Below are 23,968 nucleotides of genomic sequence, written 5' to 3' on the forward strand. Positions count from 1 at the left end.
CGCAAACACGGCGCAAGGCAACGGAATTTTATCTGTAAGCGAGGAGATTGGCCGGGAATTGAGCTTCGAGGAATTATGCGCTGGCCGCGCGGGTTTCCCACTGGTGACCGTCCACCGCATCGACGGTGGCCGGCACGATCTGCGCGAAGGGGAACCGCCCTTCGAAGTTGCCGAGGCCGTGCTTCACGTAATCGAGTCTCTGCGCGAAGCCGGCGAACACCGCGTGATCCTTCAGCTTGAACGTGTTGTACGCCCATACGCGCTCGAGCCTGTCCGGATTCTCGCGATGTGCCCGCATCGCAGGCGATCAACCGGTCGGCGAAAGCATCGAGGTTTGCCTGATTGAATCGAACAGGACATCCGGCCAAAAGAAAAAGCGCGTCCGACCGCTCACATGGTCGCGACGCGCCTTTGGATGCAAAGCAGCTTACTGGTGCGGCGCCAAGTCGCTCGCAGCGCGTGCAAGACGCGTGACTTCCTCCCAGTTCTGCGCGGCAAGCGCGGCCTTCGGCGTCAGCCAGGAACCGCCGACACACACCACATTCGGCTGTGCGAGAAAGTTGGTCGCGGTTTCAGCCGTGATCCCGCCCGTCGGACAGAATTTCAGATTCGGGAACGGTCCGTAGAACGCCTGAAGCATCGGAATGCCGCCCGCCTGCTGCGCCGGGAAAAACTTGACGATTTCGTAGCCCAGTTCCATCGCGGCGATGATATCGCTGGGCGTCATCACGCCCGGCAGCAGCGGCAAGCCTGCGTCCTGCGCGGCCTTGTGCATGTCCTTCGTGAGACCGGGCGACACGCCGAACTGCGCGCCCGCCTTCTTCGCCTGCGCGCAATGCTCGGGCTTCGTGATGGTGCCCACGCCGACGACGATATCGTCCGCCAACTGGCTCGCGCGCTCGATCGCGCCGATGCCCGCTGGCGTGCGCAGCGTGATTTCCAGCACTTTCACGCCGCCCGCGTGCAGTGCGCGCGACACATGTTCGCCTTGCTCGACCGTTTCGAACGCCAGCACCGGAATCACCGGGCCCAGACGCACGATTTCGCTTACCGATTTCATTTGATGCGACTCCTGTTTTTGATGCGGCGCCATTCGGTCTGTCCGCGGTTTCTCGACGTTGCGATGTTCAATGCTGCGTGGCGTGCGCCTTGTTCAGCGCCGATGCCGCGGCGCGCGCGTTTTCGCGAAGCGGATTCTTGTCTTGCGGGGCCGCCGCGCCGTTCGCCCCGTCGTGCGCGGACGTCGCGCCGATGAGCGCGCCGAACACCGACGCCCCCTCTTCCGCTGGCAGCGCCGCGCTACGGAATACGCCGAACAGTTCGCGTCCGAATCCTGCTTCGTTGTCCGCCTGATAGAGCGGCGCTTGCACTTCCCGCGAATCCCACTCGTTCGCATCGATTTCGATGTCGAGCACGCCGGCGGGCGCATCGATTACGAGCATGTCGCCGGTGCGGACCTTGCCGAGCGGTCCTTGCAGCAGCGCCTCGGGCGACACGTGAATGACCGCCGGCACCTTGCCCGACGCGCCCGACATGCGTCCGTCCGTAACCAGTGCGACATGGAAGCCCTGATCCTGCAGCACGCCGAGCAGCGGCGTCAAACGATGCAGTTCGGGCATGCCGTTCGCGCGCGCGCCCTGGAAGCGCACCACGGCGACGAAATCGCGCTTCAGTTCGCTTTTGTCGAACGCTTCCTGCACTTCCTCTTGCGAATTGAACACGATGGCCGGCGCCTTCACCACGCGATGCTCCGCCGCGACCGCCGAAATCTTGATGACCCCGCGCCCGAGCTTGCCCTGCATGAGACGCAGGCCGCCGTCCGGCTGGAACGGCTCGCCGATGCCGCGCAGCACCTTGGTGTCGTGGCTTTCAGGCGCGCCGTCGACCCATTGCAGCTTGCCGTCGATGAGCTTCGGCTCCTTCGTATAGTGCGAAAGTCCCTTGCCCGCGACCGTCTGCACGTCTTCGTGCAGCAAGCCGCCTTCGAGCAGATTGCGTACGAGGAACGCGACGCCGCCCGCCGCGTGGAAGTGGTTCACGTCGGCCTTGCCGTTCGGGTAGATTTTCGCGAGTAGCGGCACCACTTGCGAAAGCTCGTCGAAATCGTTCCAGTCGATCATGATGCCCGCCGCCCGCGCGATCGCCACGAGATGCAGCGTATGGTTGGTCGAGCCGCCCGTCGCCAGCAGCGCGACGATGCCGTTCACGATCGCCTTTTCATCGACCACATGGCCGATCGGCGTGTAGTTGCCGCGTTCCAGCGTGAGATCGAGCACACGACGCGCGGCCTCGGCCGTGAGCGCGTCGCGCAGGGGCGTGTGCGGATGCACGAACGCCGAGCTCGGCAAATGCAGGCCCATCACTTCCATGAGCATCTGGTTGCTGTTCGCCGTGCCATAGAACGTGCAGGTGCCGTGTCCGTGATACGCCGCGGATTCCGCTTCGAGCAGCGCGCCCCGATCGCATTTTCCGGTCGCGAACTCCTGGCGCACTTTGGCCTTGTCGTCATTGGTCAAGCCGCTGGTCATCGGGCCGGCGGGCACGAAAATGGTCGGCAGGTGACCGAACTGCAACGCGCCGATGGCCAACCCCGGCACGATCTTGTCGCAAATACCGAGGCACAGGGCCGCGTCGAACATGTTGTGCGTGAGCGCCACGGCCGTGCTCATCGCGATGACTTCACGCGAAAAAAGCGACAGTTCCATGCCGGCGTTGCCTTGCGTGATGCCATCGCACATGGCGGGCACGCCGCCCGCGAATTGCGCGACGCCGCCGTGCTCGCGCGCCGCCTGCTTGATGATGTCGGGGAAGTTCTTGTACGGCGCGTGCGCGGACAGCATCTCGTTATAGGACGAGACGATGCCGATGTTCGGCTCGCGAATCGCCTTGATCGCTATCTTTTCCTCGCCTTCGAGTCCGGCGAAGCCGTGCGCCAGATTCGCGCACGAAAGCGCGCCGCGCGCCGGAAACTTGCCGTGGGCGGCATCGATGCGCGCCAGGTATGCGGAACGCGTCGGCTTGCTGCGCTCGATGATGCGATCGGTGACTTTTTTGAGTTGCGAATGCGGGGAAACCATCGAAGCTCCTTCGTCTTACGCCCGGCGCGCCTGCCGTCGAGGTTGGGTGGAATGTTGCGGAGAACGGCGTTCGGTTCGTTGTCGTGCGGTATTGCCGTGTTTCGCGATGTTAGTAGAAAAACTACATTGTGACAACGTGAATTCCTGCATGCATTTTAAGCAACCGCATGATTCGAATCGCTTACGGGGAAACGGTCTACGGGATTTCCCTTAGATTGCGCAGACTGATTCTGTAGTATTTGTACATTCTCGATGTTCGGCTATAGTCCCAAGCAATTTTCAGCATAGGCGAGATTTCCGATGTTGCTGTCTCAAGTCGAAGCGAAGCGCGAGCAACTGCGGCCGTCCGAGCGCAAGCTGGCCGACTATGTGCTCGAAGCGCCGCGCGAGGTACTCGACCTGTCGATGACCGATTTCGCGGCGCGTGCCGGCGTCAGTCAGCCGACCATCGCGCGCTTTTGCCAGGCGCTCGGCTTTTCGGGTTTCCGGGAATTCAAGATTCGCCTGGCTCAGAACATAGCAGCGGACGTTCCCACCGTTTACCGCGACGTGCGCGCGGACGAGCCGCCCGCGGGCGTCGCGGCCAAGGTGCTCGACCGGACCATCGGCGCGCTGATCGCCGTGCGCAATACGCTCTCGTCGGACAGCGTCGCGGCGGCCATCGCGATCCTGGCCGAGGCGCGCCGCATCGAGTTCTACGGCGCTGGCGGATCGGGCATCGCCGCGCTCGACATGCAGCACAAATTTTTTCGATTGGGCGTGCCGTCTGTCGCATACTCCGATCCGCATACGTACACCACTTCCGCCGCGCTCCTCGGAGCTGGCGACGTCGTCGTGGCGATCTCCAATACCGGACGCACCCGGGACATTCTCGACGCGTGCAGATCGGCGTTGAACGGCGGCGCGAGAGTCATCGCGATTACGCACGGCCACTCGCCGCTCGCGCGCATGGCGACGGTCGGATTGTTCGCAAATGTCGATGAAGACACCGACATTTTTTCGCCGATGACATCGCGCGTGTCGCATCTCGCAATCGGCGACATTCTGGCGGTTGGTCTGGCACTGGCGCGTGGACCCGCGCTCGCGGACAAGCTTGCCGAAGCGAAAGACGTGCTGGAAGGACGGCGAGTGGGAGCGTAAGCGGCGGAGGCGGCGGCGTCTTCGAATGAAGGCGAACGATCGCCGGTGCTGTCCATATCCCCGATCGTTTATCTATTGGTTGATACGCCACAATTCATAGATCTTCTGACGTTGATGGCGCCTTCCTCGGTATGGCCTCGCCGCAGCAGAGAGCGGTTGAACAATTTGCCAGTCGCATGGCGGCAGCCATCGTCGCGCTGCTCAGAATCCGGATCGCACTCTCAGAGACACAATTCAAGAGGTTAACCAGTTGCCGATACTCGGCGCTGCCCTTCGGCAACACGAACGGCATCGTATACGCGTTCACAGTCGGGTTGCCGGGCATCTGCAAGACTGGCCGGGAGGTGTTCGAGCGCATCGACGGCGCCATGTTCATGCGCGCCTATATGCCCGGCTGGATGGTCGCGGAAACCGTGGAGGAATACATCGAAGCCGCGGTGCGACTCGCCAACAATCACGACGAGCGTGAATCGCTGCGCAGCTACATGTTCGAAAAGAACGTAGTGCAGCGATTCTTCGAAGGGCGTCCGGAAGTCTTCGGTGAAATGTTGCTCGATCTGGTCAACGAGCAACGCCTCAGAACGGCTTGATCACCACGAGCAAGGTCGCGCCGAGAAGCCCGAGAACCGGAAGTTCATTGAACATCCGATACCACTTGTCCGAGCGCTTGTTCTCGCCGCGTTGAAACGTGTGCAGCAAGCGCCCGCAATACCCGTGATACACGATGATCAACGCGACGATGGTCAGCTTGGCGTGCAACCAGCCCTGCCCCGCCCCGATCCCGACGACGAGCCACAGCCACAACCCGCACGCGAGCGCGGGCACCGCGATGAACGTCATGAACCGGAACAGCTTGCGCGCCATGAGCAGCAGCCGCGCGGTGGCCGCCGGATCGGTTTCCATCGCGAGGTTCACGAAAATGCGCGGCAGATAAAAAAGCCCCGCGAACCACGAGGCCACCAGCACGATATGCAGCGATTTGATCCAGAGCATCCTTGTTCTTGTCGACTCGTGCTTATTGACGCACTTCGCCGCGCCCGAGCACGACGTATTTGAGCGATGTCAGCCCTTCCAGGCCGACCGGGCCGCGCGCGTGCAGCTTGTCGTTCGAAATGCCGATCTCCGCGCCGAGGCCGAATTCGAAGCCATCGGCGAAACGCGTCGAGGCATTGACCATCACGCTCGCCGAATCCACTTCGCGCAGGAAACGCATCGCGCGGTCGTGATCTTCCGTGCAGATTGCATCGGTGTGATGCGAGCCGTAGCGATTGATATGCTCGATCGCTTCGTCCAGATCGCCGACGACCTTGATCGCGAGCACCGGCGCGAGATATTCCGTGCTCCAGTCTTCTTCGGTCGCATCGACGAGCCCGCCGATCTTCGCCGCTTCGAGCACGGCGCGCGCTTGCCCGTCCACGCGCAGTTCGACTTCCTTCGCCTGAAACGCGCGCGCGAGTTGCGGCAACGCTTGCTGCGCGATGCCGCGCGCGACGAGCAGCGTTTCCATCGTGTTACAGGTGCCGTAGCGATGCGTCTTCGCGTTGTCGCAGATCACCGATGCCTTCGCGAGATCCGCGCGATCGTCGACATAGACGTGGCAGATGCCGTCGAGGTGCTTGATCATCGGCACGCGCGATTCTTCCATCAGGCGCGCGATCAGGCTCTTGCCGCCGCGCGGCACGATCACGTCGACGAACTCGGTCATCGTGATGAGCTTGCCCACCGCCGCGCGGTCCGCCGTCTCGACGACCTGCACCGCGTCCTGCGGCAATCCGGCCGCTTCCAGCCCGACGCCGATCAGCTTCGCGAGCGCCGTATTGCATTCGAGCGCCTCGGAGCCGCCGCGCAGAATCGTCGCGTTGCCGGATTTGAGACACAGCGCGGCCGCGTCGATGGTCACGTTCGGCCGCGATTCGTAGATGATGCCGATCACGCCGAGCGGCACGCGCATCTGTCCGACCTGAATGCCGCTCGGACGGAACTTGAGCCCGCTGATCTCGCCGATCGGATCGGCCAGCGCGGCCACTTGCCGCAAGCCTTCGACCATCGTGTTGAGCGCCTTGTCGGAGAGCGTCAGGCGGTCGATGAACGCGGCGTCGTGGCCCTTTTCGCGCGCGCGCGCAAGGTCACGGCCGTTGGCTTCCTTGAGCGCCTCGCGCTCGCGTTCGATGGCGTCCGCCACCGCGTGCAGCGCCGCATTCTTCGCCGCCGTCGACGCCCGCGCCATCGCGCGCGACGCCGCACGTGCGCGGCGGCCGAGGTCGGTCATGTATTGATCGATGTTCATCGTGGGTCTCATCCGTGATCCGCTTTCTTGAGCCGCCTTCACGGCCGAAGCGTCGATGCATCATTCTAAGCCGTTGCACGAATTGCAACAGCGCGTGACAGAAGCGTTCTAGCGACGCGGTCGTGGCGCTGGCGGCGCCTGCGCCGGCTTGCCGCCGTGCGCGACCGCCATCGCCAGTTCGAACATGCCAGCCCACGGGTCCGGCGGCGGCTCGCTGCCGCGCTTGCCCGTGCTGCCCGAGAGCCCCTTCACCTGCCGGTCGAGGCGCGCCGCGAGCGACAGCGCCTTTTCCAGCGCTTCGTCCGTCACGCGCGAAAGCGCCGGACCGATCAGCCGTTCGCGCGGCCCCCAGACGCGGTTCTCGCGCAACAGCGTGGCGAGCGGCTTGCCCGCAGCGACGCCCCGTTTGATGCGCAACAGCGTACGCACCTCTTCGACGAGCGCCCACAGCACGAGCACGGCGGCTTCGCCTTCGCCCTTCAGGCCATCGAGCATGCGCGCGAGACGGCCGACGTCGCCCGTCAGCATCGCCTCGTTGAGCTTGAACACGTCGTAGCGCGCGACGTTCAGCACCGCGTCGTGGATCTGCTCGAACGTGAGCACGCCCTCGGGATACAACAGCCCGAGTTTCTGAATTTCCTGATGCGCGGCGAGCAGATTGCCTTCCACCCGCTCCGCTATGAACGACAACGCGCGCCGGCCTTCCTCGCCGGGCGCGACGCGCTGACCTTGCTGCGCGAGCCGCTGGCCGACCCACATCGGCAGTTGCGCGCGTTCGATCGGATCGATCTTCAGCGCGACGCCCGCGCCGCTCAATGCGGTGAACCAGCCCGCTTTCTGCGTCGCGCCGTCCACGCGCGGCAGTGTGACGAGCGTCACGACATCCGGGTTATCGGCGTCAGCGAGCGTCTTCAGCGCTTCCGCGCCTTCCTTGCCCGGCTTGCCGGTGGGAATGCGCAGTTCGATGAGTTGACGGTCGCCGAAGAGCGACATCGATTGCGTCGCGCCGATGAGCGCGCTCCAGTCGAAGCCACGCTCGACGGTGAACACCGTGCGGTCCGTGAAGCCGCCCGCGCGCGCAGCGGCCCGGATGCGGTCGCACGCCTCCTGCGCGAGCAGATGCTCATCGCCATAGACGACGTACAGACCCTTCAGGCCTTTCGCGAGGTGCGCTTCGAGCGCGTCGAGCTTCAGTTGCATGATCCTGACGAGCGCGGCCGATCAGAGCGGCGGCACCGGAAGCGGCGCGCGCGGCGCGACGCCCGGTGTCTGTTCGCCCGGCGCCGGATGCAGCGAGCGCACCGTCGCGAGACGGCGCGTCAACTGATCGACGGCGTCGTTGCGCATGTCGTTGTACAGCAGCGTTGATTCCTGGCCTTTTCCAAGCGTGTATTGATCGCTATAGGTCATCGAGCGGTTCAATACGATGGAACTCGGCGGAATCAGCAGCGTCCCATCGGCGCCTGTCAGCGAATAATTCACGTTGTAGATCAGCTCGTATTCCTGCACGACGCCCTGCGCATTCAGGCTCAGCGTGCGCAATCCCTGACCTTCCGACAGACTGAGCGTCGCGTCCGGCTTCTCGAATGGCTTGACGATCACCGTGTCGCTGCCGCCCTGCACCATGCGCTCGAGGCGCGCGACCATCTGCGGCACGCCGCCCGTGATCGCGAGCCGCTTGAACGCGTAGTCCTGCTGGCCGCGCAACTGGAAGCCGCACGCGGACAGCATCGCCGCGCCGCCGATGAGCGTAAGAAATGAGCGCCTGCTCGTGCTGACTTTCCCGGTCACATCGACTCCCATGGTTGTACGCATCAGACGACGACGTTGACGAGACGCCCCGGCACCACGATCACCTTCTTCGGCGCGCGGCCTTCCGCGAACTTCTCGAACATCTCGTGCGCAACCGCGGCCTTTTCGATGGCTTCGCGCGATGCATCCTTCGCGACCGTCAGCGCGCCGCGCACCTTGCCGTTGACCTGCAGCACGAGTTCGATCTCCGATTGCTCGAGCGCGGCTTCGTCGACCTTCGGCCAGGGCGCGTCGAGCAGCGGGCCGAATTCCTTCTCGTAGCCGAGTTCCGACCACAACTGGAACGTGACGTGCGGCACGACCGGATACAGCACGCGCAAGAGCACGCCGAAGGTTTCGTTCAGCGCGCCGGCGCCCGCGTTCTTCGCGCCTTCGACCGCGTTGAGCATCTTCATCGCGGCGGAAACCACCGTGTTGTATTGCAGGCGGCCGTAGTCGAAATCGGCCTGCTTGAGCACGGTGTAGATTTCGCGACGCAGCGTTTTGTCTGCGTCGTTGAGCGTCGAGGCATCGAGCTTCGCGTGCTGACGCAGCGCGTCGGCGTTGTCGTGCGCGAAGTGCCACACGCGGCGCAGGAATCGGCTCGCGCCTTCCACGCCCGCGCCCGACCATTCGAGCGACTGCTCCGGCGGCGCCGCGAACATCACGAACAGACGCGCGGTATCCGCGCCGTACTGGTCGATCAGCGTCTGCGGATCGACGCCATTGTTCTTCGACTTCGACATCTTCTCGACACCGCCGAGCACGACCGGCTGCCCGTCCGCGTTGAGCGTGGCGCCGCTCGGACGGCCCTTGTCATCGTGCGCGACGGTGACGTCGAGCGGGTTGTACCAGGTCTTCTTGCCGGCCGCGTCCTCGCGATAGAACGTTTCGTTCAGCACCATGCCCTGCGTGAGCAGGTTCTTCGCCGGCTCGCCGAACTTGATGAGACCCATGTCGCGCATGACCTTGGTCCAGAAACGCGAGTACAAGAGGTGCAGAATCGCGTGCTCGATACCGCCGATGTACTGATCCATCGGCATCCAGTAATCGGTGCGCTCGTCGACCATCGTGCTCGCGTCCGGCGCGCTGTAGCGCGAGAAGTACCAGGACGAATCGACGAAGGTGTCCATCGTGTCGGTTTCGCGCTTCGCCGCCGCGCCGCACTTCGGGCACGCGCAGTTCAGGAACGCTTCGGACTTGGCGAGCGGATTGCCCGAGCCGTCCGGCACGAGGTCTTCCGGCAGCACGACGGGCAGATCCTTCTCCGGCACCGGCACGTCGCCGCAGCTCGGGCAATGGATGATCGGAATCGGCGTGCCCCAGTAGCGCTGGCGCGAAATGCCCCAGTCGCGCAGACGCCAGGTGACCTGCTTGTCGCCGAGGTCCTTCGCTTTGAGATCGGCGGCGATCGCGTCGATCGCTTCCTCGGTGGTCATGCCGTCGTACTTGCCGCTGTTGATGAGGCGCCCCGCGGTCTTGTCGCCGTACCACTCTTCCCATGCGTCGGTCGAATAGGTCTTGTCAGCGACATCGATCACCTGATTGATCGGCAAGCCGTACTTCTTCGCGAACGCGAAATCGCGCTCGTCGTGCGACGGCACGCCCATCACCGCGCCTTCGCCGTAGGACATCAGCACGTAATTGCCGATCCACACTTCGACCTGCGCGCCCGTCAGCGGATGCGTGACGAAGAAGCCGGTCGGCACGCCCTTCTTTTCCATCGTGGCGACATCGGCTTCCGCCACGCCGCCGCGCTTGCATTCGTCGATGAAGGCCTGCAGTTCGGCGTTGTCGCGCGCGAGGCGCGTGGCGAGCGGATGCTCCGCCGCGACCGCCGCGAAGGTCACGCCCATGATGGTGTCGGCGCGCGTGGTGAACACGCGCAGCAGCTTCGCTTCGCCGTCGATTTCATACGGGAAGCCGAAATTCACGCCGAAGCTCTTGCCGATCCAGTTCTGCTGCATGATCTTGACGCGCTCGGGCCAGCCGAGGCCGTCGAGATCGTCGAGCAGTTGATCCGCGTAATCGGTGATGCGCAGGTAGTACATCGGGATTTCGCGCTTTTCGACCAGCGCGCCCGAGCGCCAGCCGCGCCCGTCGATGACCTGTTCGTTCGCGAGCACGGTCTGGTCGACCGGGTCCCAGTTCACCGTGCCGGTCTTCTTGTACGCGATGCCCTTTTCCAGCATCTTCAGGAACAGCCACTGGTTCCACTTGTAGTACTCGGGCGAGCAGGTGGCGACTTCGCGCGACCAGTCGATGGCGAGGCCCATCGACTGCATCTGCTTCTTCATGTACGCGATGTTGTCGTACGTCCACTTCGCCGGCGGCACGTTGTTCGCCATCGCCGCGTTCTCGGCGGGCATGCCGAACGCGTCCCAGCCCATCGGCATCAGCGTGTTGTGACCGTTCATGCGCAGATAGCGGTACATCACGTCGTTGATGGTGTAGTTGCGCACGTGCCCCATGTGCAGCTTGCCCGACGGATACGGCAGCATCGAGACGCAATAGAACTTGGGCTTGGCCGACGTCTCGGTCGTCCGGTAGACGTCGTTCGCGCGCCAGTTGCTCTGCGCGGCGGATTCGACGTCGGCGGGTACGTATTTATCGTGCATGGTGTGGTTTGGCTTTCGGCAAATGCTGGGAACGGACTTTGGAACCAGCCGCTATCGATATGGGCGACGAGTCCAGGCGCTGCGGCATTGCTGACACGGCGCGGCGTCGGATTTTCGGGCCTGCTGGCTTCCGCAAGGCCCGCCGAACGGGGAAAACGGGATTATACCGTTCGATGCGCGGCAACTCGCGCGCTTATCGCGCGGGCGCTTGCGCCTGCGGCCGCGCCGGCTGCGTGACGAAGCCGATGCGCTCGAGCCCCGCCTGCTGCGCCGCGCCCATCACCTGCGCGATGACCTCATAGCGCGTCGCGCTCGACGCCCGCAAATGCAACTCGGGTTTTTGCGCCGCCTTGCCGGCATCGGCGAAGCGCGCGCGCATCTGCTCGAAGCTGATGGGCGTGTCATTCCAGAAGAGCTTGCCGGCGTCGTCGATGGACAGCGTGATGGTCTGCGGCGTCTCGCGCGCCGGTTGCGACGCGACTTTCGGCAAATCCAGCCGGATCGCGTGCGTGAACAGCGGCGCGGTGATGATGAAGATGACGAGCAGTACGAGCATGACGTCGATGAGCGGCGTCATGTTGATGTCCGCCATGGGCGCGCCGTTGGGCTTCTTGTCGAGTCCGCCGAAGGCCATCGTCGCGCGCTCCTATTCGGCCGGGCCGCAGACGAACGTGTGCAGATCGTGCGCGAAGCCGTCGAGTTCCTCGGAAATCTGCCGCACGTAGCGGCCGAGCACGTTGTACGCGAGCACGGCGGGAATCGCGACGACCAGCCCGAACGCCGTCATGATGAGCGCCTCGCCGACAGGCCCGGCGACGTTCTCGATCATCGCCTGCCCGCTCGACGCGATGCTGCCGAGCGCGTGATAGATGCCCCATACGGTACCGAGCAGTCCGACGAACGGCGCCGTGCTGCCCACCGATGCGAGCAGAACCTGGCCGAATTCGAGCCTGCGTTGCGAACGAAGCATGGCCTCGCGCAGCGCGCGCAACACCCGCTCGCTGCGCTCGACGCGCGCGAGCATCGCGCCGGGCATGTCGGTCTCGGACGCGTGCCACGCGGCTTCGGCAAGCGGCAGGAAAACGCGCTCGCGATCCGCGCTGCGCAGTGCGCTGATGCCGTCCTTCAGATTCGCCGCCTGCCAGAAGCGACGCAAGGCGCGTGGCCCCTGCCATTTGGCGTGCGCGAGAATCCACGCCTTCACGAGCAGGAAGCACCAGCTCGCGAGCGACATCGCGAGCAGCACGCCCGCGACCGCATGCGTGACGGCGTCGCCGGATTGCAGATAGTGAATGACGCCAGTCGCTGCCATCGTCGAGAACGATCAGCGCAGGCCGAGTACGTCCTGCATGTCGAAGAAGCCTTTGTCGTGTCCTTGCAGGAAATGCGCGGCGCGCAGCGCGCCTTGCGCATAGGACAGACGGCTCGCCGACTTGTGCGTGATCTCGATGCGCTCTCCGATGCCCGCGAAGAGCACCGTGTGATCGCCGACGATATCGCCGCCGCGAATCGCGGAGAAGCCGATGGTCGACGGATCGCGCTCGCCCGTCACGCCTTCGCGCGCGTACACGGCGCAGTCCTTCAGATCGCGGCCGAGCGCCTTGGCGATCACTTCGCCCATGCCGAGCGCGGTGCCCGACGGCGCGTCAACCTTGTGACGGTGATGCGCCTCGATGATCTCGATGTCGTAGCCGGTGGCGAAGTGCTTCGCGGCGAACTCGAGCAGCTTCATCGTGACGTTCACGCCGACGCTCATGTTCGGCGCGAACACCACGCCGATCTTCTCGCCCGCCTGCTTCAGTTGCGCCTTCTGCTCGTCCGAGAACCCAGTCGTGCCGATGATCATCTTCACGTCGTGGCGCAGCGCGGCTTCGAGATGAGTCATCGTGCCTTCGGGGCGCGTGAAGTCGATCAGGTAATCGGCATCGGCGAATACGCGCTCGATGTCGTCGGTCAGCAGCACGCCCGTGGTCTTGCCGAGGAACGCGCCCGCGTCCTGCCCGAGTTGCGGCACGCCGGGCCGGTCGAGCGCCCCTGCGAGCTGCGCTTCGGAATCGTTGAGAACGGTTTCGATCAGCATCCGGCCCATGCGGCCCGATGCCCCGGCAATGGCGATCTTCATGGCAGTCTCGTATTGAATCTGAATCGCGCGCGCGACGCGCGATGGATGATGCGGATGGGCTGGCCGGATGAAGCAAGCGCCAGGTCGAAACGCCTGGCGCGGCCTCATCCGCAAACGGCTGAACTGCTTACTGACTTTGCTGCGGCAGATAGAACTGCGCCTGACCGCTCGCATTGGCCGGCGTGGGCGACGAGCCCGACGGGCCGACCGCGCTGCTGTCCGGAATGTTGATCGTCTGCGGCCGGCGCTTCAGTTGAATCTGCGAGTTGCTGCCGCTCTGGCCGCTCGAGCCGGGCGCACCGCCCGCCGTCTGCGGCACGTTTGCGCGCACCGACGACTGCGTGCGGCCCGTCGGCATGTCGACCTGCGCCGTGGCGCGATTGGCGGCCTGCGCGGCTTCCTGATTGGCGTCGCCTGCAAACGCGGCCGCGGTGTTCGGCTGCGTGGACGGCTCGCCGACCGGCGCGGTCACCGCTGCCGTCGACGCCACCGGCGCCGATGCCGCCGCGGGCGCTACGGGCTTCGCGACCTTGATACCCTTGTCGCCGTCGATTTCCGCGAGCAGTTCGAGGTTCGACGGCAGGTTCTCGCCGCCCGACCAGCTGACGACGCGATCGCTCGCGAAGTTCACGACGAAGTCACGCTGCTGCACGATCGACGTCGACCCGCGCTTGAAATAAAACACATAGTCCCAGCGATCGGCGTGGAACATGTCGCTCAGGAGCGGCGTGCCCAGAAGCTGCTTCACCTGATCGCGCGACATGCCGACCTGCATCTGATTCGCCGCTTCCTGCGAAACGAAATTGCCTTGCACGACCGTGATCCGATACGGCGTGATGCTTTGCGCGATCTTCTGCGTGACGCTGTCATACGCCGAGCAGCCGGCGAGCAATGCGGCCAAGGTTGCTGCGATCACGATTCCCCGCATGCGACGGCTCTCCCTGCAATTCGATAAAGATTTGACGAACATTTCACCTTTCACGCGAGGCGCTCCGAGGTCGCGCTCTTTTCATCCGATTCGCCTTGCATCCGCGTGGGATGTCGGGAATTGGAAAAACGCATTACTATGAGAACCTTGAATTGTACTCTAGGGATGCCTAGCCATGACCAATCCCGCCGATCTCAAAAATATCGGGCTCAAGGCGACCCTGCCCCGCCTCAAAATCCTCGAAATTTTTCAGCATAGTCCGGTGCGCCATCTGACCGCTGAAGACGTGTATCGCAGCTTGCTGAACGAAGAGCTCGATATCGGTCTCGCAACGGTGTATCGCGTGCTCACGCAGTTCGAGCAGGCCGGCCTGCTGTCGCGTAGCAATTTCGAATCGGGCAAGGCCGTCTTCGAACTCAACGAGGGATCGCACCACGATCACCTCGTGTGCATCGACTGCGGACGTGTGGAAGAGTTTTTCGATGCGGAGATCGAACGCCGTCAGCAATCGATCGCGAAGGATCGCGGCTTCAAGCTCCACGAGCATGCGCTCGCGCTGTACGGCGCATGCACGAAGGAAAACTGCCCGCACCGCAAGCATTGAGTTTCGAGCGCCGGCTTCGCGGCGCACGGAAATGAAAACCGCCGCCCATCTCGCGATGGACGGCGGTTTCGTTTCGCCTGTACGCTTTGTGATTTGCGTCTGCGATCGATTCGCAGTTGCATTTCGATTAGCGCGTCACGCGGCGTGTACTTCGTGTTCGACCAGCGTGTAACGATCCGGCAGATCGATCTCATCGCAATTCGGCGCATCGCCGCCGCGATCCACGACGATGAAATCGCCAGCTTGGTCGAGCACGATCAGCGGGTGATGCCACACGCCGCGCGCATAGTTCACGCCTTGCCAGCCGCGCGCGAAGAATGCGCGCAGCTTCGCCGGATCGAACTCGCCCGCGGGCGCGACCACCACGAGATAGCGCACGTCCGCGAGCGGCACGAACGCCTGGCTGCCGAGCGGATGGCGCTCCATCATCGAGATCACGACCGGCTGCGGGCGCGGCTGGCCGCGAAACACGTTGATGAGCGGCCGCCCGCCGCTCTCGAAACCGACCTCCACATTCGCGAGATCGTGAAAGCGCTCGGTCGTGCCCGCGTTGATCGGAAAATGGCGCGCGCCGTCGAGTTCGATCACGTCGCCGAACGGGGCGAAGGCTTCGCGCGTCAGCGGCTCCAGCGTCAGCGTCTTCATTCCAGTTCACCGAAGATGCGCAGCCGCGACACGCCGCCATCCGGGTAGATATTGAAGCGTACGTGCGTCACCGGTCCGAGCGCGGCGATCTCCTTTTCGAAGCGATGCACGCTGTCCATCGAGAGCTTCTGCTCGTCGAGCAGCACGGGCCAGAACATCGCCTGCGTGACGAGCGATTCATCCGTGCCGCCTTCCACGCGCGCAGCCTGCAGCGAACAACGGTCCGGGTAGTTGCCCTTGAAGTGCGCGGTATCCACTTCGATCGCGCGGATCACGCCGGGATTCGCCAGCGCGACGATCGCCCAGTCGTTGCCCGGCTCGCGCCGACGACGCGTTTCCCAGCCGTCGCCCATGTTCACGCCACGCCCGGGCATCAGCATTTGCGACGCGGGTCCGAAATGCTGATTGTTCGCCGCGACGAGATACGCGCCGTTTTCGATCGCCGCGAGATCGAGCAGCGTGCCGCGTTCGACGCGCGAAAAGTCCGTCTTCGGCTGGCCATAAACACGCAAGCGCGCGATGCCGCCATCGGGATAGATGTTCACGCGCAGATGCGTGTAAGCGCGCGTATCGCCGATCTCGAGATAGTGATGATGATTGCCCTGCAGCGTCGTCGACGGCACGATTTCGCGCCAGTCGCCATCGTCCTGCGGATTCGCGCTTTCGCTGTAGCACGCGTCGATCGACGCCGCCGGCGGGAAGTTGCCGGTGAAGTGACTCGTATCAATGTCGATGCCGTGAATCACGCCCGCGCGCGCGAGTTTGACGATGCAGTGATCGTAGCCCGTCGTGCGCTTGCGGCGCGTTTCCCAGCCGTCCATCCACTTGCCGTGTTCGTCGTACTTGCCGGGGATGAACACCGCGGGCTGCGGTTCCAGCATGCGTTCCTTCGGCGCGAAGAATTCGTCGGTGGCGACGAGTGCCTGCGCGCCGAGTCGCGGGTCCGCGAGGTTCATGTAGCGGCGGGCGAAAGCGGGAGCGTCGTCGGGCAGAATCGGATTGGCCATTTCAGTGTTCCTTCGGTTGCGGTGAGTCAGATTGCGTGTGCGTTTTCATGACCGTGCGTGTGCGCGGGTTCCGGCGCGGCAGGCACGAAGCGGTATTCGGCGTCCTGGTCGAGCACGCGCTTCGCACGCACCCGGTCGATGTCGTTCTCCCACACCGCGACGATCACCGTCGCCACGCAGTTGCCGATCAGATTGGTGACGGCGCGCGCGATGCCGACGAACCAGTCGACCGGCAGGATCAGCACGAGGCCGAGCACGGGAATCGCGGGAATCGCGGAAAGCGTCGCGGCGAGAATCACGATGGCCGAGCCCGGAATACCGTGTGCGCCCTTCGACGTCACCAGCGACACGAGCACGACGACGATCAGGTCATGCAGCGACAGCGGCGTGTTGGTCGCCTGCGCGATGAAGATCACGGCGAGCGTGAGATAGATCGAGAAGCCGTCGAGGTTGAACGAGTAGCCGGTCGGAATCACGAGGCCGACGGTCGAATCCTTCACGCCCATCCATTCGAGCTTGCGCATGATCTGCGGCAGCACGGCATCGGACGACGCGGTGCCGAGCACGATCGACAGTTCTTCGCGCAGGTAACGCACGAGCTTGAAGATCGAGAAGCCCGCGAGCCGCATTACCACGCCCAGCACGACGAACACGAACAGGAAGCAGCTCGCGTAGAACACCATCACGAGCAGGCCCAGTTGCTTGAGCGACGCGACGCCGTACTGGCCGGTCGTGAACGCGATCGCGCCGAGCACGCCGAGCGGCGCGAGCTTGATGATGAACGCCATGATGCGGAAGAACACGTTCGACAACTCGTCGATGAACACGGTCACGCGCTGCGCCTTGTCGCCGAGCATCGAGAGCGCCGCGCCGAACAGGATGGCGAACACGAGCACTTGCAGGATGTCGCCCTTCGCGAAGGCATCGATGGCGGTGTCGGGGATGATCTTCAGCAGGAAGCCCGCCGTGTCCTTCAGGCTCTTCGCGTGCTCCGTGTAGGTGGAGAGCGACGCCGCATTGAGCGTATGCAGATCGATGTTCATGCCGACGCCCGGGCGCGTGACCCACGCCAGAATCGCGCCGATGACCAGCGCGAGCGTCGTCATGATCTCGAAGTAGATGACCGCCTTGAGCCCGACGCGCCCGACCTTCTTCAGATCGCCCGCGCTCGCCATGCCGCTCACGACGACGCAGAACACGATCGGCCCGATCACCATTTTGATCAGCTTCAGAAAGCCATCGCCCAAAGGCCGCAGCGACTGGCCGAATTGCGGAAACAGCGCGCCCACCACGATGCCGATGACCAGCGCGATCATCACCCTGCCGAACAGCGAATTCAGAAATCTCGACACGACCGTCTCCTCGTGTAATGTCTCAGGACCTGAGCAACTGTTCCGACTGGTCGGACCAGTGCTGTGATGTGGAATATTAGAAAGCCGATATAACCCAGTCAAGGACGCATTCGTAGCGGTATACCCTGTTCGGTCCGGGCACGAAAATGCGCGCGGCGCAGTCGCTTACACACGCGCGCGGCACGCGCATACAATGGCGGTCAGACCGGCCAATACTGTTTTCTTCCTATGAAAAATGTCCCGCACACCGTGACCGACGCCGCGATCGCGACCATTCGCGAACGTATCGAATCGAGCGTGTATCCGGTCGGGAGCCTGCTGCCGGCGCAGCGGCAACTATCGGAGGAACTGGAGATCAGCCGGGCGTCGCTGCGCGAGGCGCTCTCGACACTCGAAGCGCTCGGCATGCTGCATATCCGTCCCGGCAAGGGCGTGTACGTCAGCAACGCGCAGGCGAGCAACGCGCATCCGTGGCGTTTCGCGGATCAGGCTTCGTTGCCGGACACTTATCAGATGCGTTTCGCGCTGGAGGGATTCGTCGCACGGCTCGCGGCGCATTCCATCGGCGATTCCGACATCGACTGGCTCGACGACAATCTCGGTTCGCTGCACGTCGCGTTGACGGAATCGGCGCTCGAGGAAGCCGCGCAACTGGATTTCGCGTTCCATATGCGTATCGTGAGTCTCGCGGGCAACGCGGCGATCGAATCGATCCTGCGCGGCAGCGCCGACATCATGAAGGAAAGCCAGCGCCTGCCGTTCTATCGGCGCGAACTGGTGCTGTCGACGTATCACGAGCACGCGATGATCATCGAGGCGCTGAAGGCGCGCGACGGAGAGAAGGCCGGCCGCGCGATCGAAGGACACATCGTCAATGCGGCGCAGCGCGCGGGCGTGCATTTTCCGGTGCCGAACAAAGCGTGAGCGCATGCGGCACTTCTTTTGATGTCGTCAGTCTCAGCAAGGGCCGTGCGTGATGGAGGTTTCTATCCGCTTGCGCTGCCCTGCAATTGACGAACATCAAGAGGAGCAGCGTCGATGGACATGCAACAACTCGTTTCGGAATTTCTATCCTCGGATCACGGCGCGCAAGCCACGCAAGCGCTGACCGATCAGGGCTTCAGCCCCGAAGACAGCCAGCAGATGCTCGGCACCGCTGCGGAAACCGCGCACGCGCACGCCGAAGAGCAGAGTCAGGGCTTGCTGGGCGATCATCCCGGCAAGAGCTTTTTCGCGGCGTTCGCCGCCGGGCTCGTGCGCGGCGACGGCTTTCTGAAATCGATGGAGGAAGGTGGCGAAGGCGTTCTCACGGGACGCATCGCGGAATCGATCGCCGCGCGCATGGGCATGGACCCCGGCACGGCAGCCACGGTCGCGGCGGCGGCGACACCTTACGTCGTATCGTTTCTGCGCGAGAAGCTCGCGTAACGCAGACTAAAAGCTGCAAAAAACAAAGCCGCTCCGAAGAGCGGCTTTGTCATTTCAGCAAGCCGAAACTTACTTGGCGTTCGCGAGTGCAACCGCCGTATCCAGCATGCGGTTCGAGAAGCCCCACTCGTTGTCGTACCAGCTCGACACCTTCACGAGACGGCCCGACACCTTCGTGAGCGTCGAGTCGAACGTCGACGAAGCCGGGTTGTGGTTGTAGTCGATCGAGACCAGCGGCGCATCGTTGTAGCCGAGCACGCCCTTCAGCGCGCCTTCCGACGCTTCCTTCATGATCTTGTTGACTTCCTCGACCGTCGTGTCGCGCGCGGCGATGAACGACAGATCGACGACCGATACGTTGATCGTCGGCACGCGAATCGCGTAGCCATCCAGCTTGCCGTTCAGCTCCGGCAGCACGAGGCCGACCGCGGAAGCCGCGCCCGTCTTCGTCGGGATCTGGCTGTGCGTGGCCGAGCGCGCGCGGCGCAGGTCTTCGTGATACACGTCGGTCAGGACCTGATCGTTCGTGTAGGCGTGGATCGTGGTCATCAGACCGTTCACCAGACCGATCTTGTCGTTCAGCGGCTTGACGAGCGGCGCGAGGCAGTTCGTCGTGCACGATGCGTTCGAGATGACCGTATCCGAAGCCTTCAGCACGTGATGGTTCACGCCGTACACGACGGTCGCGTCCACGTCCTTGCCGCCCGGCGCCGAGATGATGACCTTCTTCGCACCGCCCTTGATGTGCGCGCTCGCCTTTTCCTTGGTCGTGAAAAAGCCCGTGCACTCCAGCACCACGTCGACCTTCAACTCGCCCCACGGCAGTTCGGCCGGATTGCGGTTCGCCAGCACGCGGATCTTGTCGCCGTTGACGACGAGGTAATCGCCGTCCACCGACACTTCGCCCGGGAACTTGCCGTGCGCGGTGTCATATTGCGTCAGATGCGCGTTCGTCTTGGCATCGCCCAGATCGTTGATGGCGACGATCTCGATATCGTGCTTCTTGCCGTTTTCATAGAGGGCGCGCAGCGTGTTGCGGCCGATCCGGCCGTAGCCGTTGATTGCAACGCGAATCGTCATGGTCTATCTCCTTGGCTCAAAAAAACCTTGCTTCGCTGAGATCAGTGCTTACGCGGCGAGAACGGACTTCGCCGTCCCGACGACGTTCTCCACCGTGAAGCCGAAATGCTTGAACAGCGCGCCCGCCGGGGCCGACTCGCCGAACGTGTCGATGCCGACCACGCCGCCTTCGAGGCCCACGTACTTGCGCCAGAAATCCGTCACGCCCGCCTCGATCGCCACGCGCGCCACGCCCTTGGGCAGTACGCGTTCGCGGTATTCGGCGTCCTGCTTGTCGAACAGGTTCGTGCAGGGCATCGACACGACGCGCGCGCCGATGCCTTCCTTCGCCAGCGCCTCAACCGCTTCCATCGCGAGCTGCACTTCCGAGCCGGTCGCGATGAGGATGATCTTGCGCGCGGGGATGTCGTCATTCCAGTCGCGCAGAACGTAGCCGCCCTTCGCGATGTTGGCGATCTGAATGTCGTTGCGCGCCGAGAATTGCAGGTTCTGACGGCTGAAGATCAGCGTCGACGGACCTTGATGCGCGATCGCATGCGTCCACGCGACGGCCGTTTCGACGGTATCCGCCGGGCGCCACGTCTGCAGATTCGGAATCAGGCGCAGGCTGGACACGTGCTCGATCGACTGGTGCGTCGGGCCGTCTTCACCGAGGCCGATGGAATCGTGCGTGAACACGAAGATCGAGCGCGATTTCATCAGCGCGGCGACGCGCAGCGCGTTGCGGCTGTAGTCCGAGAACGTCAGGAACGTGCCGCCGAACGGACGATAGCCGCCGTGCAGCGCGAGGCCGTTGATGGCCGCGCTCATGCCGAACTCGCGCACGCCGTAATTGATGTGATTGCCCCACTGGATGCCTGCGTGATCCGGATTCGCGTTTTCCGCGTCTCCTGCCGCACGCACCGCTTTGGAAGCCTTCCAGTTGGTGAGGTTCGAACCGGTCAGGTCGGCCGAGCCGCCGAGCAGTTCCGGCAGCGCGGCAGCCAGCCCTTCGATCGTGTTCTGCGATGCCTTGCGCGTCGCAACGGTCTCGCCCTTCTGGTTCGCGTCCTCGATGATCTTCGCGGCAGCTTCGGCCCAGTTCGCGGGCAGTTCGCCAGTCATGCGGCGCGCGAATTCCGTGCCTTCGCTGGCGTACTTCGCCTTGTAGGCGTCGAATGCCTTGTTCCACTCGGTTTCAGCGTGCGCGCCCTGTTCCTTCGCGTCCCACGCTGCGTAGACTTCCTGCGGAATTTCGAACGGACCGTAATTCCAGCCGATGGCCGCGCGCGTCGCCGCGATTTCCTTGTCGCCGAGCGGCGCGCCGTGCGCGTCGTGGCCGCCCGCCTTGGTCGGCGCGCCCTTGCCGATGACCGTGCGGCAGCAGATCAGAGTCGGCTTGTCCGACTTCTTCGCTGCGGCGATGGCCGCATCGACCGCATCGACGCTGTGGCCGTCCACCGCGCGGATCACGTTCCAGCCGTACGCTTCGAAGCGCTTCGGCGTGTCGTCGTGGAACCAGTGCTCGACGTGGCCGTCGATCGAGATGCCGTTGTCGTCGTACAGCGCGATCAGCTTGTTCAGCTTCAGCGTGCCCGCGAGCGAGCAGGCTTCGTGCGAGATGCCTTCCATCAGGCAGCCGTCGCCGAGGAACACGTACGTGTAGTGATCGACGATCTTCGCGTCCGCCTTGTTGAATTCAGCGGCGAGCAGTGCTTCGGCGAGCGCCATGCCGACGGCATTGCCGACGCCCTGGCCGAGCGGGCCCGTGGTCGTCTCGACGCCAGCCGTCATGCCGTATTCCGGGTGGCCCGGCGTCTTCGAATGCAACTGGCGGAAATTCTTCAGTTCGGCGAGCGGCAGGTCGTAGCCGGTGAGATGCAGGAGCGAGTACAGCAGCATCGAACCATGACCGTTCGACAGAACGAAACGGTCGCGATCGAACCAGTGCGGGTTCGTCGGGTTGTGCTTCAGATGGCGCGACCACAGCGCGACGCCGATTTCGGCCATGCCCATCGGCATGCCGGGGTGACCGGAATTGGCTTGTTGAACGGCGTCCATGGCAAGCGCGCGGATCGCGTTGGCCATGAGGGCGGACTGGCTGGAGGTCGGGATCGTCATGTCGAGTCTGGGGCAGGTCCTGAAATGATCCACGGTGCTTCTCTTGCAGTACTTCTCACCCGAGCCGGACCCGCGGGACACAACGTTTTCAGGACCGGAACGACGAGAAACGACGAGGATCGGGAGGCCGTCATTCTAACAGACCGGTCCGATTGACACGCGCCGCAAGCATGGCAAAGCGGGTGCGGCCAGGCGTCCCGGGGCGCGGGCATGTTCCGTGCAAATGACCGTCGGCGATCTGCGGGAACTGCGCCGCGCCGCGCGCGTCGCAAGCGTGACAGACGTTGTCACGACTTCGTGACAACGCGTCACATTACACGGTAACGCGCATCATCGACGGACGTTGTTCCGGCGAAATCCGTCTGGCGCGCGGCTCGTTCTGCAAAATTCTTGCTGCTCCATTGTTCGTACGGCTTCATGGCAAAATGCCTGTCAATGTGCAGCAGCAAGGCTTCAAGGAGTGCTTTCGATGACCGACCCTCGCCCCGCCGACGTGCCCTGGCTGATCCCGTACCTCACCGTGCGCGATGCGCGCGTGAGCATCGCGTTCTATGAAAAGGCGCTCGGCTTCGCGGTGCGCGACAGCGTGAACGACGACGGCACGATCATTCACGTCGAGATGGCTTATCGCGGACAGTTGATCGTGATGTTCGCGCCCGAAGGCGCATACGGTTCGCAGGCGCGCACGCCGAAGAGCGCCGGCCTGATGGCGCCGCAGTCGTTCTATCTGTATGTCGACGACGTCGACGCGACGTTTCAGCAGGCGCTCGCCGTCGGCGCCAAATCCCTCATCGAGCCGCAGGACCAGTTCTGGGGCGACCGTTTCGCGCAGATCGAAGACCCGGACGGCTATCGCTGGGCTATCGCGCGGCATCTGCGTTAAACGCGCTCGCATCGCCGTCAGGTATCACTACTATCCGCGGATCGAATATCCGCGATCGACCATCCATGCCACGTTTTCACGTCGACGGCCCACTTCGCGTGGGCCAGACTCTCACCCTTCCCGATGACGTCGTGCGTCACGTCCACGTCCTGCGCCTGCAGACCGGCGACGCGATCACGCTCTTCGATGGCGCCGGCGGCGAATATCGCGGCGAGCTGGTCGATATCGCCAAACGCGCGGCGACCGCGCGCCTCGACGAACACAGCGATCGCGAGGCCGAGCCGCCTTATCGCGTGACGCTTGCGCAAGGTGTGGCGGGCGGCGACAAGATGGACTGGCTCATCGAGAAGGCGGTGGAACTCGGCGTGGCGGCCATCGCGCCGATCACCGCCGAGCGCGGCGTCGTGCGTCTCGCCGGCGAGCGCGCATTGAAGCGTCAGGCGCACTGGCAGGCGCTCACGCGCGCAGCGTGCGAGCAGTGCGGCCGCAACCGCGTGCCGGATGTCGCCCCGCCGCGCGATCTCGACGCCTGGCTCGCCGATCTGCCCGCCGCCACCGATGGCGAACTGCGCCTGCTGCTCTCGCCGCGCGCCGAAGTCAGCTTCACGTCGCTGCCCGCCGATCCGCCGCGCGCTCCGGTCACGTTGCTGATCGGCCCCGAAGCGGGCTTCTCGCCCGGCGAAGAAAGCGCGATCGTCGATGCGGGCTTTGCCACGCTCGGCCTCGGCCCGCGCGTGCTGCGCACCGAGACGGCCGGCATCGCGGTGCTCGCCGCGCTGGCCGCGCGCTGGGGCGGCTGGTGAGTCTCCGGCACAATCCGGCGCGCCAACGAAAACAGCCCGATGAACGCGCCTTTCGGCTGCGCCCATCGGGCTGCTGCACCATCCTGACCGCCGCGAGCGCGGC

The 23,968-nt window shown here is 64.0% G+C and carries 24 protein-coding genes; 7 read left to right on the plus strand and 17 right to left on the minus strand.

Annotated features, from left to right (window positions below; genetic code table 11):
* Nucleotides 1-73: 73 nt before the first annotated feature.
* The 3 genes from BTHE68_RS10615 to edd all read right to left on the minus strand — a co-directional run bounded on the left by BTHE68_RS10615 (nt 74) and on the right by edd (nt 3,077).
* Nucleotides 74-298 carry a DUF2827 family protein gene (locus BTHE68_RS10615; RefSeq protein WP_232077876.1) on the minus strand — a complete coding sequence of 75 codons (225 nt, stop codon included), beginning with the start codon at nt 296-298 and terminating at the stop codon, nt 74-76.
* Between the two features lie 129 nt (nt 299-427).
* On the minus strand, nt 428-1,060 hold the full coding sequence (gene eda / locus BTHE68_RS10620) for a bifunctional 4-hydroxy-2-oxoglutarate aldolase/2-dehydro-3-deoxy-phosphogluconate aldolase (RefSeq protein WP_162066293.1): 633 nt from the start codon (nt 1,058-1,060) through the stop codon (nt 428-430).
* A 67-nt stretch (nt 1,061-1,127) separates the two neighbouring features.
* On the minus strand, nt 1,128-3,077 hold the full coding sequence (gene edd / locus BTHE68_RS10625) for a phosphogluconate dehydratase (protein WP_162066294.1): 1,950 nt from the start codon (nt 3,075-3,077) through the stop codon (nt 1,128-1,130).
* Between the two features lie 300 nt (nt 3,078-3,377).
* Here edd and BTHE68_RS10630 point away from each other — a divergent pair, with 300 nt between their 5' ends.
* Nucleotides 3,378-4,217, plus strand: coding sequence for a MurR/RpiR family transcriptional regulator (locus tag BTHE68_RS10630; protein WP_162066295.1), 840 nt, complete (start codon nt 3,378-3,380; stop codon nt 4,215-4,217).
* A gap of 131 nt (nt 4,218-4,348) precedes the next feature.
* Complete coding sequence (locus BTHE68_RS10635) at nt 4,349-4,807, plus strand: hypothetical protein (RefSeq protein ID WP_162066296.1); 459 nt, start codon at nt 4,349-4,351, stop codon at nt 4,805-4,807.
* Here BTHE68_RS10635 and BTHE68_RS10640 read toward each other — a convergent pair.
* From BTHE68_RS10640 to BTHE68_RS10680, 9 genes are all read right to left on the minus strand, one after another.
* Nucleotides 4,794-5,210 (minus strand): CopD family protein, encoded by a 417-nt coding sequence (locus BTHE68_RS10640; protein ID WP_162066297.1) that lies wholly within the window; start codon nt 5,208-5,210, stop codon nt 4,794-4,796. The two genes, BTHE68_RS10635 and BTHE68_RS10640, sit on opposite strands and share 14 nt — an antisense overlap.
* 22 nt (nt 5,211-5,232) lie before the next feature.
* On the minus strand, nt 5,233-6,504 hold the full coding sequence (locus BTHE68_RS10645; RefSeq protein ID WP_162066298.1) for a glutamate-5-semialdehyde dehydrogenase: 1,272 nt from the start codon (nt 6,502-6,504) through the stop codon (nt 5,233-5,235).
* Between the two features lie 108 nt (nt 6,505-6,612).
* Nucleotides 6,613-7,704, minus strand: coding sequence for a DNA polymerase III subunit delta (gene holA, locus BTHE68_RS10650; protein ID WP_162066299.1), 1,092 nt, complete (start codon nt 7,702-7,704; stop codon nt 6,613-6,615).
* A gap of 21 nt (nt 7,705-7,725) precedes the next feature.
* Nucleotides 7,726-8,319, minus strand: a complete 594-nt coding sequence (locus BTHE68_RS10655; protein ID WP_162066300.1) for an LPS-assembly lipoprotein LptE — start codon at nt 8,317-8,319, stop codon at nt 7,726-7,728.
* Nucleotides 8,319-10,913 (minus strand): leucine--tRNA ligase, encoded by a 2,595-nt coding sequence (gene leuS, locus BTHE68_RS10660; RefSeq protein WP_162066301.1) that lies wholly within the window; start codon nt 10,911-10,913, stop codon nt 8,319-8,321. Before leuS ends, BTHE68_RS10655 begins: the two co-directional genes overlap by 1 nt.
* Before the next feature lie 193 nt (nt 10,914-11,106).
* Nucleotides 11,107-11,547, minus strand: coding sequence for an ExbD/TolR family protein (locus tag BTHE68_RS10665; protein WP_162066302.1), 441 nt, complete (start codon nt 11,545-11,547; stop codon nt 11,107-11,109).
* Between the two features lie 12 nt (nt 11,548-11,559).
* Nucleotides 11,560-12,225 carry a MotA/TolQ/ExbB proton channel family protein gene (locus BTHE68_RS10670; protein WP_162066303.1) on the minus strand — a complete coding sequence of 222 codons (666 nt, stop codon included), beginning with the start codon at nt 12,223-12,225 and terminating at the stop codon, nt 11,560-11,562.
* Between the two features lie 12 nt (nt 12,226-12,237).
* Entirely contained in the window at nt 12,238-13,035 is a 798-nt protein-coding gene (gene dapB / locus BTHE68_RS10675; protein ID WP_061177780.1) for a 4-hydroxy-tetrahydrodipicolinate reductase, read from the minus strand.
* Nucleotides 13,036-13,162: 127 nt separating this feature from the next.
* Nucleotides 13,163-13,963 (minus strand): outer membrane protein assembly factor BamE, encoded by an 801-nt coding sequence (locus tag BTHE68_RS10680; protein ID WP_162066304.1) that lies wholly within the window; start codon nt 13,961-13,963, stop codon nt 13,163-13,165.
* Nucleotides 13,964-14,138: 175 nt separating this feature from the next.
* On the opposite strand from BTHE68_RS10680, the gene fur reads away from it, so the two are divergent.
* Complete coding sequence (gene fur, locus BTHE68_RS10685; RefSeq protein ID WP_035507641.1) at nt 14,139-14,567, plus strand: ferric iron uptake transcriptional regulator; 429 nt, start codon at nt 14,139-14,141, stop codon at nt 14,565-14,567.
* A gap of 135 nt (nt 14,568-14,702) precedes the next feature.
* On the opposite strand, the gene BTHE68_RS10690 is transcribed toward fur, so the two are convergent.
* Genes BTHE68_RS10690 through BTHE68_RS10700 form a run of 3 tightly spaced genes read right to left on the minus strand, consistent with a single transcriptional unit; the run spans nt 14,703 to nt 17,571 of the window.
* Entirely contained in the window at nt 14,703-15,212 is a 510-nt protein-coding gene (locus tag BTHE68_RS10690; protein WP_162066305.1) for an ureidoglycolate lyase, read from the minus strand.
* Nucleotides 15,209-16,219 carry an allantoicase gene (gene alc / locus BTHE68_RS10695; RefSeq protein ID WP_162066306.1) on the minus strand — a complete coding sequence of 337 codons (1,011 nt, stop codon included), beginning with the start codon at nt 16,217-16,219 and terminating at the stop codon, nt 15,209-15,211. Before alc ends, BTHE68_RS10690 begins: the two co-directional genes overlap by 4 nt.
* Before the next feature lie 26 nt (nt 16,220-16,245).
* The gene (locus BTHE68_RS10700; protein WP_162066307.1) at nt 16,246-17,571 is read right to left on the minus strand and encodes a C4-dicarboxylate transporter DctA; all 1,326 of its coding nucleotides are present in this window, start codon (nt 17,569-17,571) and stop codon (nt 16,246-16,248) included.
* A gap of 228 nt (nt 17,572-17,799) precedes the next feature.
* On the opposite strand from BTHE68_RS10700, the gene BTHE68_RS10705 reads away from it, so the two are divergent.
* Both BTHE68_RS10705 and BTHE68_RS10710 read left to right on the plus strand, forming a co-directional pair.
* Entirely contained in the window at nt 17,800-18,495 is a 696-nt protein-coding gene (locus BTHE68_RS10705) for a FadR/GntR family transcriptional regulator (protein WP_162066308.1), read from the plus strand.
* 114 nt (nt 18,496-18,609) lie between these two features.
* Nucleotides 18,610-18,999, plus strand: coding sequence for a hypothetical protein (locus BTHE68_RS10710; protein ID WP_162066309.1), 390 nt, complete (start codon nt 18,610-18,612; stop codon nt 18,997-18,999).
* A gap of 69 nt (nt 19,000-19,068) precedes the next feature.
* On the opposite strand, the gene gap is transcribed toward BTHE68_RS10710, so the two are convergent.
* Both gap and tkt read right to left on the minus strand, forming a co-directional pair.
* Nucleotides 19,069-20,079, minus strand: a complete 1,011-nt coding sequence (gap, locus tag BTHE68_RS10715) for a type I glyceraldehyde-3-phosphate dehydrogenase (RefSeq protein WP_162066310.1) — start codon at nt 20,077-20,079, stop codon at nt 19,069-19,071.
* 48 nt (nt 20,080-20,127) lie between these two features.
* Nucleotides 20,128-22,146, minus strand: coding sequence for a transketolase (gene tkt, locus BTHE68_RS10720; RefSeq protein WP_502710584.1), 2,019 nt, complete (start codon nt 22,144-22,146; stop codon nt 20,128-20,130).
* A 502-nt stretch (nt 22,147-22,648) separates the two neighbouring features.
* Between tkt and BTHE68_RS10725 the strand changes: the two genes are divergently transcribed.
* Both BTHE68_RS10725 and BTHE68_RS10730 read left to right on the plus strand, forming a co-directional pair.
* Complete coding sequence (locus BTHE68_RS10725) at nt 22,649-23,062, plus strand: VOC family protein (RefSeq protein ID WP_162066312.1); 414 nt, start codon at nt 22,649-22,651, stop codon at nt 23,060-23,062.
* A 65-nt stretch (nt 23,063-23,127) separates the two neighbouring features.
* Nucleotides 23,128-23,865 (plus strand): 16S rRNA (uracil(1498)-N(3))-methyltransferase, encoded by a 738-nt coding sequence (locus BTHE68_RS10730; RefSeq protein WP_162066313.1) that lies wholly within the window; start codon nt 23,128-23,130, stop codon nt 23,863-23,865.
* Nucleotides 23,866-23,968: the final 103 nt, after the last annotated feature.

Source organism: Burkholderia sp. THE68 (assembly GCF_009938265.1).
GTDB lineage: Bacteria > Pseudomonadota > Gammaproteobacteria > Burkholderiales > Burkholderiaceae > Caballeronia.

Bases quoted from the DNA above. Each gene is read 5' to 3' on its own strand.
- BTHE68_RS10615 (WP_232077876.1), bottom strand. From the start codon at position 298: ATGCGGGCACATCGCGAGAATCCGGACAGGCTCGAGCGCGTATGGGCG.
- BTHE68_RS10680 (WP_162066304.1), bottom strand. From the start codon at position 13,963: ATGCGGGGAATCGTGATCGCAGCAACCTTGGCCGCATTGCTCGCCGGC.
- BTHE68_RS10705 (WP_162066308.1), top strand. From the start codon at position 17,800: ATGAAAAATGTCCCGCACACCGTGACCGACGCCGCGATCGCGACCATT.
- gap (WP_162066310.1), bottom strand. From the start codon at position 20,079: ATGACGATTCGCGTTGCAATCAACGGCTACGGCCGGATCGGCCGCAAC.
- edd (WP_162066294.1), bottom strand. From the start codon at position 3,077: ATGGTTTCCCCGCATTCGCAACTCAAAAAAGTCACCGATCGCATCATC.
- BTHE68_RS10630 (WP_162066295.1), top strand. From the start codon at position 3,378: ATGTTGCTGTCTCAAGTCGAAGCGAAGCGCGAGCAACTGCGGCCGTCC.
- tkt (WP_502710584.1), bottom strand. From the start codon at position 22,146: ATGGCCAACGCGATCCGCGCGCTTGCCATGGACGCCGTTCAACAAGCC.
- dapB (WP_061177780.1), bottom strand. From the start codon at position 13,035: ATGAAGATCGCCATTGCCGGGGCATCGGGCCGCATGGGCCGGATGCTG.
- BTHE68_RS10645 (WP_162066298.1), bottom strand. From the start codon at position 6,504: ATGAACATCGATCAATACATGACCGACCTCGGCCGCCGCGCACGTGCG.
- BTHE68_RS10670 (WP_162066303.1), bottom strand. From the start codon at position 12,225: ATGGCAGCGACTGGCGTCATTCACTATCTGCAATCCGGCGACGCCGTC.
- leuS (WP_162066301.1), bottom strand. From the start codon at position 10,913: ATGCACGATAAATACGTACCCGCCGACGTCGAATCCGCCGCGCAGAGC.
- BTHE68_RS10635 (WP_162066296.1), top strand. From the start codon at position 4,349: ATGGCCTCGCCGCAGCAGAGAGCGGTTGAACAATTTGCCAGTCGCATG.
- fur (WP_035507641.1), top strand. From the start codon at position 14,139: ATGACCAATCCCGCCGATCTCAAAAATATCGGGCTCAAGGCGACCCTG.
- BTHE68_RS10690 (WP_162066305.1), bottom strand. From the start codon at position 15,212: ATGAAGACGCTGACGCTGGAGCCGCTGACGCGCGAAGCCTTCGCCCCG.
- BTHE68_RS10725 (WP_162066312.1), top strand. From the start codon at position 22,649: ATGACCGACCCTCGCCCCGCCGACGTGCCCTGGCTGATCCCGTACCTC.
- BTHE68_RS10710 (WP_162066309.1), top strand. From the start codon at position 18,610: ATGGACATGCAACAACTCGTTTCGGAATTTCTATCCTCGGATCACGGC.
- BTHE68_RS10730 (WP_162066313.1), top strand. From the start codon at position 23,128: ATGCCACGTTTTCACGTCGACGGCCCACTTCGCGTGGGCCAGACTCTC.
- holA (WP_162066299.1), bottom strand. From the start codon at position 7,704: ATGCAACTGAAGCTCGACGCGCTCGAAGCGCACCTCGCGAAAGGCCTG.
- alc (WP_162066306.1), bottom strand. From the start codon at position 16,219: ATGGCCAATCCGATTCTGCCCGACGACGCTCCCGCTTTCGCCCGCCGC.
- BTHE68_RS10640 (WP_162066297.1), bottom strand. From the start codon at position 5,210: ATGCTCTGGATCAAATCGCTGCATATCGTGCTGGTGGCCTCGTGGTTC.
- BTHE68_RS10655 (WP_162066300.1), bottom strand. From the start codon at position 8,319: ATGCGTACAACCATGGGAGTCGATGTGACCGGGAAAGTCAGCACGAGC.
- BTHE68_RS10665 (WP_162066302.1), bottom strand. From the start codon at position 11,547: ATGGCCTTCGGCGGACTCGACAAGAAGCCCAACGGCGCGCCCATGGCG.
- eda (WP_162066293.1), bottom strand. From the start codon at position 1,060: ATGAAATCGGTAAGCGAAATCGTGCGTCTGGGCCCGGTGATTCCGGTG.